Origin of the sequence: Pseudomonas sp. GM78 (genome assembly GCF_000282475.1) — a bacterium.
Lineage (GTDB): Bacteria > Pseudomonadota > Gammaproteobacteria > Pseudomonadales > Pseudomonadaceae > Aquipseudomonas.
Genome location: NZ_AKJF01000022.1, coordinates 1 through 12,841, shown reverse-complemented (window position 1 = coordinate 12,841; position 12,841 = coordinate 1). Strand labels below are relative to the sequence as shown.

Here is a 12,841-nt window from a genome sequence, read left to right as displayed (position 1 = left end):
GGGGTTTATGGAGCGCTTACGAAGGATAGGACGTAGGGCATGAGAAAATCCTTTTCGTATGCCATGGGGCGCCACGCCGTAGGTGAACCTATTTTTATCAAAAGCTCTGCTGGAGAAATGTTGGACCACCACAGCACAGCCGTTACCTACTCGCGCACCAGAAAATCCCCAAAAAAAAAAAAACGCCCCAACGGAACGCACTTTTCCCCTCCCGCCGACGGTGTTCACGTAGTTTTATTGTACAAAATGGTGTGTGTTGACAGGAGGAGCCCAGACCAAACCGGGTGCGGGCTCTGACGGTATCTACAGAGGATTGCATGCAGGCTGCGATCTTTTAGCGTCACGCAAATCCCACGCGCAAATCCCCTTCCCGCGCCAGGAACCGCCCTTCCCTGCGCCCGTTCGCCTGACCGTCCTGGTAACTCAACACCCCGTTGACCCACACCCCATCGATGCCTTCGGCCGCCCGTTGCGGATCGTTGAAATCGGCGACATCGCGAATGGTCGCCGGGTCGAACAGCACCAGGTCGGCCCAATGGCCTTCGCGGATCTCGCCCCTTTCCTTCAGGCCGAATCGTGCCGCCGACAGCCCGGTCATCTTGTGCACGGCGGTGTGCAGGGGAAACAGGCCTACGTCACGGCTGAAATGGCCGAGCACCCGCGGGAAGGCGCCCCACAAGCGTGGATGGGGAAACGGGTCTTCCGGCAGGCCATCGGAGCCGACCATCGACAACGGGTGCGCGAGGATCCGTCGCACATCGGCTTCATCCATTCCGTAATACACCGCGCCAGCCGGTTGCAGCTGGCGGGCGGCCTCGAGCAAGGGCAGGTTCCACTCGGCGGCGATATCCATCAGGTCGCGCCCGCCCATCTGCGGGTGCGGCGTTGACCAGGTGATGGTGATGCGGTGGGCATCGGTGACTTGTTTGAGGTCCAGGGTCGAGGAGCTGGCGGCATAGGGGTAGCAATCGCAGCCCACCGGGTGGGTTTTCGCCGCCTGTTCGAGGGATGCCAACAGTTGCGGGCTACGCCCCCAGTTACCGGCGCCGGCACATTTGAGGTGGGAAATGATCACCGGGGATTTTGCATGGCGGCCGATCTGGAACGCCTCGTCCATGGCTTCCAGCACCGGCTCGAACTCGCTGCGCAAATGGGTGGTATAGACCGCGCCGAACGCCATCAGCTCTTCGGTCAGTTGCATCACTTCCTCGGTGGAGGCCGAGAACGCACTGGCGTAGGCAAGGCCGGTGGACAAGCCCAGGGCGCCAGCCTCGAGGCTTTCGCGCAGCTGCTCGCGCATCGCGGCAATTTCATCGGGCGTAGCGGTGCGAAACAGGTCGTCGAGGTGGTTGCTGCGCAGCGCGGTGTGGCCCACCAGCGCGGCGACGTTCAGCGTGGTGTTCGCCGCCTCGACCGCCGCACGGTAATCGCTGAACTTCGGATAGACAAACGCCGCAGCGCTGCCGAGCAGGTTCATCGGGTCCGGCGGATCGCCGCGCAGGCTCACCGGCGATGCGCTGATCCCGCAGTTGCCGACGATCACCGTGGTCACGCCCTGGCTGATCTTGGGCAGCATCTGCGGCTGACGGATCACCACCGTGTCGTCGTGAGTGTGCACATCAATGAAACCGGGCGCCAGCACACGACCGGCAGCGTCGATTTCCTCGGTGGCACGGGCATCCTGCAAGTCGCCGATGCGCTCGATGCGGCCATTGCGGATGGCCACGTCGGCCGGGTAGCCAGGGCTGTTGCTGCCGTCGATGACCAGGGCATTGCGAATCAGCGTGTCGTACATCATGTCAGTCTCCCAGCGGCAGGTGATCGTCGCCGCCGCGGTAATCGTCCAGGGCGAGTTTGATCCGCCGCAGGCGCTCTTGATTGTCTTGAGGATTGGCCAGTGCCAGCTCGGTGGCAAGCACATCGATGGCCAGCAGCATGCCGTAGCGTGCCGCTGTCGGTTTGTAGATGAACGAAGTCTCGGCGCTTTGCAGCGGCAGCACGATGTCGGCCAGTTGCGCCAGCGGCGAATCGCCTCGGGTGATGGCCAGAATGGGCGCGCCGTAGCTGCGGGCCAGCTCCACGGTTTCCAGCAGCTCGGGGGTGATGCCCGTCAGAGAACAGACGATGACCACCTGATCGGCGCTGAGACTGGCCGCCGTGATCCGCATCATCACCGCGTCGTGACAGACCGCGATCGGGTAGCCAAGGCGCACCAGGCGCACCTGCAACTCATCGCTGCACAAGGTCGAGCAGCCGCCCATGCCGAAGGCGTGAATCATCCGCGCCTTGCCCAGCAGTTTCACCGCATCGGCGAACCGCGACTCGTCGAATGCCGACAGGTGCTGGCGCAGGGTCGATTCGATATCGCCGACGATCTGCCCGTAGAACGCCGACTGATCCGGCATGCCCGCGGGGTCGAGAAAGCGACTGCCGACGCCGCTGGCCTGGGCCAGTTGCAAACGCAGGTCGCGCAGATCCTTGCAGCCGACCGTGCGGGCAAAACGCGACAGCGTGGCGGTGCTGACTTCCGCGCGCAGCGCCAGCTCATCCAGGCTTGCGGAGGCGGCAAACCCCACATCGTCGAGCATCAGGCGCGCGATGCGTCCTTCTCCGGCGCTGAAGGAATCCTGGCGGGCGCGGATCTGGTAGAGGATGTCCATGGCAGGCGGCTCCGGTTAAATCAGGTAGGAAAGGCCCACGGTCAGGCCGAAGGCGACGAGCGAGATCAGGGTCTCCAGCACCGTCCAGGTCTTGAAGGTCTGGGTCACCGTCATATTGAAGTATTCCTTGATCAGCCAGAAGCCGCCGTCGTTGACGTGGGAAAAAATCACCGAGCCCGCCCCCGTCGCCAGCACCAGCAACTCCGGATGCGGATACCCCATCGCGATGGCCACGGGCGCGACCACGCCCGAGGCGGTGGTCATGGCCACGGTGGCGGAGCCGGTGGCGATGCGCATCAACGCGGCGAACAACCAGCCCATCAGCAACGGCGACAAGTGAAATTCGTTGGCGAGGCCGACGATCTGGTCGGTGACGCCGGCGTCCACCAGGATCCGGTTCAGGCCGCCGCCGGCGCCCACCAGCAAGGTGATGCTGGCGGTCGGCGCCAGGCATTCGTTGGTGAACTTGAGGATCGACTCGCGATTGAAGCCCTGGGCCAGGCCAAGGGTCCAGAAGCTCAGCAACGTTGCCAGCAGCAGCGCGATGACCGAGTTGCCGATGAACAGCAGGAACTGGTTGAGACCCGTGCCCGGGGTGGAAATCAGATTGGCCCAGCCGCCGATCAGCATCAGCACCACCGGCAACAGGATGGTCGCCATGGTCAGGCCGAAACTCGGCAGGCTATCGCGCGGTTCACGCTCGAGGAACTGCCGCTCCAGCGGGTTTTCCGCCGGCAGCTGGATACGCGGCACGATGAACTTGGCGTACAGGGGACCGGCGATGATCGCCGTAGGTATGCCGATCGCAATCGCATAGAGCAAGGTCTGTCCCACCGACGCCTGGTACACCTGCACCGCCAGCATCGCCGCCGGGTGCGGTGGCACCAGCGCATGCACCACCGACAGGCCGGCGACCATCGGCAAGCCGACCATCAGGATCGACACGCCGACCCGCCGCGCCACGGTGAACGCAATCGGCACCAGCAACACGAAACCGACCTCGAAGAACAACGGCAAACCCACCAGGAAGGCGATGCAGACCATCGCCCAATGCGCGTTCTTTTCGCCGAAGCGGTCGATCAAGGTCCGCGCCACCTGCTCGGCGCCGCCGGACTCGGCCATCATCTTGCCGAGCATGGTGCCCAGCGCCACCACCAGGGCGATATGCCCCAGGGTCTTGCCGACGCCCGCCTCATACGCCCCCACTACGCCGGACGGCGGCATGCCCGCCACCAGCGCCAGGCCGATGGAAATCAGGGTGATGACGATGAACGGATTGAGCCGGTAACGGGCGATCAGCACGATTAGCGCGATGATGGCAACGGCGGCATACACCAGCAGCCAATAGCCGAAGGACGGGGTCATGCGGTACTCCTCGAGAGGGTCACGTCGAAAGTTTTGTGAAACTCTTAAAACATTTCGAGGCGTGATTTTCAAACGAGGTGAAAGTAATTTTCGTGTAGAGGTAAGGGATGTCGCTCAGGGATATGGCGTGTCGCGATTAATGAAAATCGCATGGGTGGATTTTCATGAGTTAGCTGATGATCAGGCAGGTGATCTCAGTCGTGTTGCACCCGGGCACGTTTGAGCAGTTTCTTGCAGCGCTCGGACAGGCCCAGCACCCGCAGGTGCTTGCCAGCCTTGCTGTAGCGCTCACGCAGGGTGTCCAGCGCGGCAATGGCCGAGTAGTCGACGAAGCTCAGGTGGTGACAATCAAGAGTCACCTGCACAGGGTCGTTGGCCGGGTCGAATTGATTGAGGAAAGGGGTCGTCGAGGCGAAGAACAGCGTGCCATGGACGCGGTAAAGTTTGCTGCCGTCGTTTTCCAGGTGACTGTCGGCGTACAACTGCCGAGCCTGTTGCCAGGCGAAATTCAGCGCCGCAATGATGATGCCGCACAACACCGCCGTGGCCAGGTCGGTGAACACCGTGATCACCGTCACCGCGATGATCACCAGCACATCGTTCAACGGCACCTTGTTCAGCACCCGCAGCGAAGCCCAGGCGAAAGTCTGCTGCGAGACCACGAACATCACCCCCACCAACGCCGCCAACGGGATACGTTCGATCAGCGGCGACAGGAACAGGATGAACAGCAGGATCGACACACCGGCAACCACACCGGACAACCGGCCGCGGCCCCCGGAGCTCAAGTTGATCACAGTCTGGCCGATCATCGCGCAACCGCCCATGCCACCGAACAGACCGGACACCACGTTGGCCGCGCCCAGCGCCACGCACTCGCGATCAGGGTAGCCGCGGCTCTCGGTGAATTCGTCGGTGAGGTTCAGGGTCAGCAACGTCTCCAGCAGACCGACCATCGCCATCAGGATCGCGTAAGGCGCGATGATGTGCAGGGTTTCCAGGGTCCAGGGAATGTCTGGCAAGGCAAATGTCGGCAAGCCGCCGGCGATATGTGCCATGTCGCCCAGGGTGCGGGTTGGCAGGCCGAGCAAGTAGACCGCCAGACCCACCCCCAGGATCGCCACCAATGCCGGCGGCACCGCGCGGGTCAGGCGCGGCAGCACATAGACAATAGCCATCGTCACCGCCACCAACCCGATCATGTAGTACAGGGGCGTACCGCTCAGCCAGGTCTCGCCACTCTTGAAATGCTCAAGCTGCGCCAGGGCAATGATGATCGCCAGGCCGTTGACGAAACCGAGCATCACCGGGTGCGGCACCATGCGCACCAGTTTGCCCAGGCGCAGCAGTCCGAACGCCGCCATGATCAACCCGCCCAGCAGCACCGTCGCCAGCAAGTACTGCACACCGTGCTGCACCACCAGCGCGACGATCACCACCGCCATCGACCCCGCAGCACCGGACACCATGCCCGGCCGACCACCGAACAGCGCGGTCAGGGTGCAGATGATGAACGCACCATACAGCCCCATCAGCGGATTGAGATGAGCCACCAGCGCGAAGGCGATGCATTCGGGCAACAGGGCGAAAGACGTCGTGAGGCCAGCGAGGGCATCGGCGCGTAGGTGTTTTGGTTTCATGGGGTACCGCATGCAGGGAGTCGCAGAAGGAGTGTGCGGATGTTACGGAATCAAGGGCAGCCCGGCCAGTTGTGAGACTTCGAAAACGCCATCGCGAGCAGGCTCACTCCCACATTAGACCGCGCCCGTCTGGACAATACGGTCAACTGTGGGAGTGAGCCTGCTCGCGATGGCAACAACTCGGTTTAGAGCGAACTCACACCATCTCGTTACGAATCCACTCCAACACCGATGTACGCTTGGGCACCCAGCCCAGCAATTCCCGCGCATGCTTGCCGCGAACCCGGCTGTTGGAGCCCAGGCCATAATTGGCCATTTCATAACCCCACTCGTCTTCGGTATCCTTCAACGGCCAGTCTTGCGGCTCGCCCAGATTCAGCGCCTCGGCGATTGCCGTGGTCATGTCGATGAAAGACGCTTCACCGCTTTCGACGAAATAGAACGTGCCCGGGATGTTCCTGGTCAGCGCCAGCAGGTACAGCGACACTACGTCTTCGATGTGCACGTTGGACCAGATGTTCTGCCCGCTCCCGACATGGCGGACCACACCACTTTTGCGCGCCTGTTTGAGCAAGCGCGGCAGCTGCACGCTGTCGCGATTGACGCCCAGGCTGTGGCCGTAGATCAGCGTGTTGCAGATGACGGCCGAGTTCACGCCATCCTTGGCCGCGGCGAGGATCAGGTTATCGATGGCCACGCGTGCGGCCTTGTCCACGGTAGGTTCCGGCAAGCTGTCTTCGTAATAGATAACGTCGCTGGACTGCCCCCCCGAGGCATCGCCGACGATGCTCGAACCGCTGGTGTGCAGGAATACCTTGTTGGAGCCGCGCAGGGCATCGAGCAAGGCTTCGACTGCACCGCGATGGTCGCTGCTGGCGGCGTTGATCACGGCGTCGGCAGCCCGGGCTTGTTCGGCCAACAGCGCGCTGTCATCCAGCGTGCCGGTCACTGGCGTGATACCCAGCGCCTTGAGCTCATCCGCTTGTTCGGCGTTGCGCACCAGACCGGTCACCTTGTGGCCGGCCTTGACCAGGCCGGTGGCGATGGAGCCGCCGATGAAACCGGCAGCACCGGTAACGAATACGTTCATGGAGAAACTCCCTGCGTTGATAAGTGATGCAACGAGTATCAAGCAGCGATCCCTGACGAAAAATCCCTGCTGACCCAATTCACTCTTGCGCAGGAATCACGAATCAACCGCTGAAATCCGTAGAGGCGTAAACCGCCAACTTGCCCTGGATGAAGTCCAGGAAGCACTGGATGCGCAAGGCCAGTTGCGAGTTGCGGTAGTACACCGCGTTGATCGGCTGGCGATAGCCGCTGTTGAACTCGCCCAGCAACACCTTCAACCGTCCGGCACGAATGTCTTCGATGGTCATGTAATGCGACAGGCTGGCGATGCCCTGGCCTTCCAGCGCCAGATGACGGATGGTTTCACCGCTGGACGCGCTCAGTGACGCCTGAATCGGCCAGCGATCGCCATGCACGTAGCGCAGCGGCCATTGGTTGAGGCCTTCGTTGTGGGTGAATCCCAGCAGGCTGTGTTCGGCCAGGTCCGCCACGGCGGTCGGTGTGCCGTGTTTTTCCAGGTACGCGGGGCTGGCGACGATGTGCAGCGGGCTGCAACCCAGGGAGCGGGCGTGCAGGGTCGAGTCGGCAAGGGTGCCGATGCGGATGGCGATGTCGGTGCTTTGCTCCAGCAGGTCGATGATCAGGTCGTTGCTGTTGAGTTCGAGCTGGATATCCGGATACAGGCTTCGGAATTCATCGATGTAGGGCACGATGGCGTGCAGCATGAACGGCGACGCGGCGTTGATGCGCAAACGCCCGGACGGTGTTTGCTGGCGCGAGGACAGGCGCTCTTCGAGTTGATCCATCTGATCGAGAATCAGCTTGGCGTGCTCGAAGAAATACTTGCCCTCCTCGGTCAGGTCCATGCGCCGCGTGGTGCGGTTGATCAACGTGGTATCGAGCTTGGCCTCCAGCCGTGACAACGTGCGGCTGACCGCCGACGGCGTCTGCCCGACCTGCTCGGCGGCCGCGGAAATCGACCCGCATTCGATCACGCAGACGAAAATCTGCAATTCATCGGATCTGGCTTTCACGGCTGCCCCTCATTCAAAAACTGGCTTGATAGTAGCTGGATGCGGGGCAAAAGGAACCTTACGCAGACAGGCCAAACACCTCATTCAGGTGCCGCTCGTAACGCACCACATCGGCCTCGATGTTCGGGCGCTTCATCACGTCCACGCAGAGGAAGGTCGGCAAGGCGCTCATGCCGAGGAATTCGTTGGCCTTGTGGAACGGGAAGTACACCGCGTCCACGCCTTTGGCCTCGAAGAAGTCGGTCGGGTCGTCGAAGGCTTGCTGCGGCGCGTTCCAGGTCAGCGACAGCATGTATTGCTTGCCCTGGATCAGGCCGCCACTGCCGTACTTCTGCGAGGCGTCGGAACGGGTGCGGCCATCGCTGGCGTAGAGGCTGCCGTGACCTTCGGTGAAGACTTCGTCGATGTACTTCTTCACGGTCCATGGCGCGCCCATCCACCAGCCGGGCATCTGATAGATGATCACGTCGGCCCAGAGGAATTTGGCGACTTCTTCAGCGACGTCGTAGCCCTCGTCGATGAAGGTGGCTTTGACATCCACACCGCCGCGATCCAGCACGCTCAGCGCGGCTTCATGCAAGGTGGTGTTGTAGCGGCCATCGGAGTGGGCGAATTTTTTACCGCCATTGAGTAACAGGACTTTTTTCATGGGAGGTCTCGGAAGGGTCAGGAATCGGATGGCGGCAGAGTAACGATCTGCCTCGCGCGGAATAAGCGCCCATTTCGCAAAATTCATTTGACCCAGACGCACGAATCAACAGGCGATTGTTGTCTTAGACTGGCGCCGATTCTGACCTGAGGAGTGTTTTCTGATGAGTGAAATGCAAGGCTTCATCCTGCACGCCAAGACCCGCCCGGAAAAATCCGACGCCTTCGAAGCGTTTTTCAGCGGCTATGTAGAAGCGAGTCGCGCCGAACCCGGCTGCATCGAGTACCACATGCTGCGCGACAAACAGGACCCAACCCTGTTTATCTTCTACGAGATCTGGCAATCCCAGGCACACCTCGACGTGCACTCGAACCTGCCGCACATGAAGCAGTTCCTCGAACAGCGCGACGAGTACCTGGAACGGGATTTCGAGATCCGCGCCATCGAAATGATCAGCCCGTCGTCCGCTAGCCGCTGATCAACAAATGGCCGCCGAGCAACCCGAGGCCAATGAAAAATACGCGCTTGAACAACAGGGCGCTGATCCGCTGGCGCAGCCATTGCCCCAGCCACATGCCGAGTACCGCCGGGATCAGCGCCAACAGCGACGCACTCAACTCGCCACCGCCGAGGGCGCCGCGCCATAGCAGTCCGCCCGCAAGGGCGAGGGTCGAGACGGTGAACGACAGGCCCAACGCCTGCACCAGTTCGTCCCTGTTCAAGCCCAGCGCCTGCAGGTAAGGCACTGCCGGAATCACGAACACGCCCGTGGCCGAGGTAATCACACCTGTCAGCACGCCGCACAGCGGACCTAGCCAGCGCTCATGACCCGCGCCTACACGCAAGGTCGGCAGGAACAAGCCACTCAGCGCATAGAGCAACAACGCCGCCCCCAGTCCGCGCACCACCCAATGCCCACCAGCCATGCCGATCCACAGCGTACCCGCGCCGGTGCCGATGAAAATCGCCAGCAGCATTGGCCACAGTCGTTTGATCAACCCGCGCAGATGCCCGCCGAAGGCCAGTTGCCAGACGTTGGTCAGGGTCGCGGGAATGATTAACAGCGCGGCAGCCTGTGATGGCGCCATAGTCAGACCGAGTAGACCCATGGCGATGGTCGGCAGGCCGAGACCGATGATGCCTTTGATCATGCCGGCCAGCAGGAAAGTGGCAATGACCAGCAAAGACAGGGTCAAGCCGAGATTCTGGTAGAACGAGGCGAGTGTATTCATGGGGCTATGGTGAGGCTGGATTGGCTGGATGGAAATCTGCCATATACTGAGGGTGCCTCTTCCATAGCAAGAGGCTTGATCGTTCCCACGCTCTGCGTGGGAATGCAGCCCGTGACGCTCTGCGTCACATGCCAAAGCGGACGCGGAGCGTCCGGTGAGGCATTCCCACGCAGAGCGTGGGAACGATCTTCTGGACACTGCATGCACTTCGACCTGACCGACCTGCGCCTCTACCTCAACATCCTCGACACCGGCAACATCACCGCCGGTGCCGCGCGCAGCCATCTGTCCCTGGCCGCCGCGAGCGCACGCATCCGCGCGATGGAGTCTTCACTCGGCACCGATTTCCTGGAGCGCGGTCGGCGCGGCGTAACCCCCACGCCTGCCGGCAAAGCCCTCGCACAACACGCCCGCGTCCTGATGCAACAGGCCGAACGCATGCAGCAGGACCTGGCCGAATACGCCAAGGGCGTCAAAGGCCAGGTGCGGTTGCTATGCAACACCACGGCGATCACTGAATACTTGCCGGAGTTGCTCGCCGACTTCCTGCGCGAGCACCCCAACCTCGACATCGACCTGCAGGAACGACCCAGCGCACGCATCACCCACGCCTTGCGCCAGGGTGCCGCCGACCTGGGCATCGTCTCCGACGCGGTGGACACCCACTCTCTCGAAACCCTGCCCTTTCGCGACGACCCGCTGGTGCTGATCATGCCGCCCGGGCATCCGCTGGCCGAAGGCGAACCTGCGAGTTTCAGCGATACCTTGCACCACGACTATGTGGGCCTGTCCGCCAATAGCGCACTCGCGGTGTACCTCGAAGAACAGGCGCTACACGCGGGCATGCGCATGCAGATCCGCATCCGTGCGGACGGCTTCGACGGAGTGATTCGCATGGTGGCTCGCGGCGCCGGGCTGGCGATCGTGCCACTGGCGGCGATCCAGCGCCGGGCACTGGATCAACCGCTCAAAAGCTTCGCCTTGAAGGAAGACTGGGCACAGCGAAAACTGCTGCTGTGCGCGCGCTCATTCACTGGCCTGCCCGGTTATGCCAAGGCGTTGCTCGAGGCGCTGCGCCCGGCAAACCGGACCGGCAGTCCTTGAAAACCACCGCTCAACCCAATGCGTACCCGTATTACCAAAAGTGCACTGAGAGTAATATCTGACCCTTCAAATCATGCCTGAACAACAATGACTAGAAGGGAACGCGATGGCGGATGAAATCTTGCAACAGGGCACACTCAAGCGGGGGTTGAAAAATCGTCATATTCAACTGATCGCATTGGGTGGCGCCATTGGCACCGGGCTGTTCCTGGGCTCTGCCGGGGTGCTCAAATCTGCCGGGCCGTCGATGATCCTCGGCTATGCGATTGCCGGGTTTATCGCCTTCCTGATCATGCGCCAGCTGGGCGAGATGATTGTCGAGGAACCGGTGGCCGGCTCCTTCAGTCATTTTGCCCACAACTACTGGGGTAGCTTTGCCGGCTTCCTGTCCGGCTGGAACTACTGGGTGCTCTATGTGCTGGTGGGCATGGCCGAGCTGACGGCCGTCGGTAAATACATCCAGTTCTGGTGGCCCGAGGTGCCGACCTGGGTCAGTGCGGCGGTGTTCTTTGTACTGGTCAACCTGATCAACACGCTGAACGTGAAAATCTTCGGCGAGATGGAGTTCTGGTTCGCGATCATCAAGGTCGTGGCCATCATCGGCATGATTGCCCTGGGCTGCTACATGCTGTTCAGTGGCACCGGCGGCCCGCAAGCAGCGGTGAGCAACTTGTGGAGCCACGGCGGTTTTTTCCCCAACGGCTACAGCGGTTTGCTGATGGCGATGGCCTTTATCATGTTTTCCTTTGGCGGCCTGGAGCTGGTCGGCATCACGGCCGCTGAGGCCAGCGAACCGAGAAAGGTCATCCCCAAGGCGATCAATCAGGTGGTTTACCGTGTGTTGATCTTCTACGTTGGCGCCCTCACCGTGCTGCTGTCGTTGTATCCGTGGGATCAACTGCTGCAAACGCTGGGCGCATCGGGCGATGCCTACAGCGGCAGTCCGTTTGTGCAGATCTTCGCGTTGATCGGCAGCGACACCGCCGCGCAGATCCTCAATTTCGTGGTGCTCACCGCCGCGTTGTCGGTCTACAACAGCGGCGTGTACTGCAACAGCCGCATGCTCTACGGCCTGGCCGAGCAGGGCGACGCCCCGAAGGCGCTGATGAAGCTGAACAAACAGGGCGTACCGTTACGGGCGCTGGGCGTATCGGCGCTGATCACGATGTTGTCGGTGCTGGTCAACTATGTCGCCCCGCATGAAGCGCTTGAGTTGTTGTTCGCCCTGGTGGTCGCTTCGCTGATGATCAACTGGGCGCTGATCAGCCTGACGCACCTGAAGTTTCGCAAGGCCATGGGCCAACGCGGCATCGTGCCGGGGTTCAAGTCGTTCTGGTTTCCCTTCAGCAACTACCTGTGCCTGGCGTTCATGGCCGTGATCATCTACGTGATGTGGATGATTCCGGGGATACGCGCCTCGGTCTTCGCCATCCCGGTCTGGGTGCTGATCATCTACCTGTTCTATCGGGTGCGGATGGCCAGGCATCGGAACTTGCCAGTGGCTCAATAACCGCCAGAAAACGCCCCGGTACGATGAATACCGGGGCGTTTTTTTATTGCCTGCGACAGATGTCCGAGCGTTTATGGACACCTCGATGTCGAGCACAGACAACTGACACCCCGGCAGGCCCTATAGGGTGCGACTTCAGCTCTCCCCCAACGCCGGAGTCATCATGACCGCACCGATTACCGTTCTTCGCGACACCCATCCGCTGCCCGTACTCGACGCCTGCAAATGGGAAAAACTCGAAGGCGACCCGCACACCGTCAACCTCAACGCCTACACCAGCGAAGATGGCAGCAAGATCATGGGCACCTGGATCTGCACGCCGGGCAAGTGGTACGTGGAATACGTGAAGTGGGAATACTGCGACTTCCGCGAGGGCTACTGCATCATCACCCCGGAAGGAAAAGAGCCGATCCACCTGCGTGCCGGCGACATCTTTGTCATTGAACCGGGGATGAAAGGCACCTGGGAAGTGGTGGAAACCGTGCGCAAGTATTTCGTGTTTGCCTGATGCAAAAAAACCGGGGAATCACCCGACGTGATTTCCCGGTCAATGTATTCCCTGTGGGAGCGAGCCTG

At 61.5% G+C, this 12,841-nt stretch carries 12 protein-coding genes; 4 read left to right on the top strand and 8 right to left on the bottom strand.

The features are described 5' to 3' along the window. Nucleotides 1-340: 340 nt before the first annotated feature. From PMI35_RS28960 to PMI35_RS28990, 7 genes are all read right to left on the bottom strand, one after another. A complete protein-coding gene (locus tag PMI35_RS28960; RefSeq protein ID WP_008055212.1) occupies nucleotides 341-1,798 on the bottom strand; it encodes an N-acyl-D-amino-acid deacylase family protein in 1,458 nt (485 codons plus the stop codon). Nucleotide 1,799: 1 nt separating this feature from the next. Beyond that, nucleotides 1,800-2,660 carry a MurR/RpiR family transcriptional regulator gene (locus PMI35_RS28965; RefSeq protein ID WP_008055211.1) on the bottom strand — a complete coding sequence of 287 codons (861 nt, stop codon included), beginning with the start codon at nucleotides 2,658-2,660 and terminating at the stop codon, nucleotides 1,800-1,802. A gap of 15 nt (nucleotides 2,661-2,675) precedes the next feature. Beyond that, a complete protein-coding gene (locus tag PMI35_RS28970; protein ID WP_008055210.1) occupies nucleotides 2,676-4,025 on the bottom strand; it encodes a GntT/GntP/DsdX family permease in 1,350 nt (449 codons plus the stop codon). Between the two features lie 194 nt (nucleotides 4,026-4,219). Then, nucleotides 4,220-5,665 (bottom strand): SulP family inorganic anion transporter, encoded by a 1,446-nt coding sequence (locus tag PMI35_RS28975; RefSeq protein WP_008055209.1) that lies wholly within the window; start codon nucleotides 5,663-5,665, stop codon nucleotides 4,220-4,222. Nucleotides 5,666-5,861: 196 nt separating this feature from the next. Then, a complete protein-coding gene (locus PMI35_RS28980) occupies nucleotides 5,862-6,755 on the bottom strand; it encodes an NAD-dependent epimerase/dehydratase family protein (protein WP_008055208.1) in 894 nt (297 codons plus the stop codon). Between the two features lie 103 nt (nucleotides 6,756-6,858). Beyond that, on the bottom strand, nucleotides 6,859-7,770 hold the full coding sequence (locus tag PMI35_RS28985) for a LysR family transcriptional regulator (RefSeq protein ID WP_008055206.1): 912 nt from the start codon (nucleotides 7,768-7,770) through the stop codon (nucleotides 6,859-6,861). A gap of 58 nt (nucleotides 7,771-7,828) precedes the next feature. After that, nucleotides 7,829-8,419, bottom strand: a complete 591-nt coding sequence (locus PMI35_RS28990) for an NAD(P)H-dependent oxidoreductase (RefSeq protein WP_008055205.1) — start codon at nucleotides 8,417-8,419, stop codon at nucleotides 7,829-7,831. A gap of 163 nt (nucleotides 8,420-8,582) precedes the next feature. Between PMI35_RS28990 and PMI35_RS28995 the strand changes: the two genes are divergently transcribed. After that, the gene (locus PMI35_RS28995; RefSeq protein WP_008055204.1) at nucleotides 8,583-8,897 is read left to right on the top strand and encodes a putative quinol monooxygenase; all 315 of its coding nucleotides are present in this window, start codon (nucleotides 8,583-8,585) and stop codon (nucleotides 8,895-8,897) included. On the opposite strand, the gene PMI35_RS29000 is transcribed toward PMI35_RS28995, so the two are convergent. Beyond that, nucleotides 8,887-9,651, bottom strand: coding sequence for a sulfite exporter TauE/SafE family protein (locus tag PMI35_RS29000; protein WP_008055203.1), 765 nt, complete (start codon nucleotides 9,649-9,651; stop codon nucleotides 8,887-8,889). The two genes, PMI35_RS28995 and PMI35_RS29000, sit on opposite strands and share 11 nt — an antisense overlap. 201 nt (nucleotides 9,652-9,852) lie before the next feature. On the opposite strand from PMI35_RS29000, the gene PMI35_RS29005 reads away from it, so the two are divergent. The 3 genes from PMI35_RS29005 (at nucleotide 9,853) to PMI35_RS29015 (ending at nucleotide 12,773) form a co-directional block, all read left to right on the top strand. After that, nucleotides 9,853-10,755: a LysR family transcriptional regulator gene (locus PMI35_RS29005; RefSeq protein WP_008055202.1), complete on the top strand. Its 903-nt coding sequence runs from the start codon at nucleotides 9,853-9,855 to the stop codon at nucleotides 10,753-10,755. A gap of 106 nt (nucleotides 10,756-10,861) precedes the next feature. Next, the gene (locus PMI35_RS29010) at nucleotides 10,862-12,265 is read left to right on the top strand and encodes an amino acid permease (RefSeq protein ID WP_008055201.1); all 1,404 of its coding nucleotides are present in this window, start codon (nucleotides 10,862-10,864) and stop codon (nucleotides 12,263-12,265) included. Nucleotides 12,266-12,428: 163 nt separating this feature from the next. After that, nucleotides 12,429-12,773 (top strand): cupin domain-containing protein, encoded by a 345-nt coding sequence (locus PMI35_RS29015; protein WP_007946320.1) that lies wholly within the window; start codon nucleotides 12,429-12,431, stop codon nucleotides 12,771-12,773. Nucleotides 12,774-12,841 lie beyond the last annotated feature (68 nt).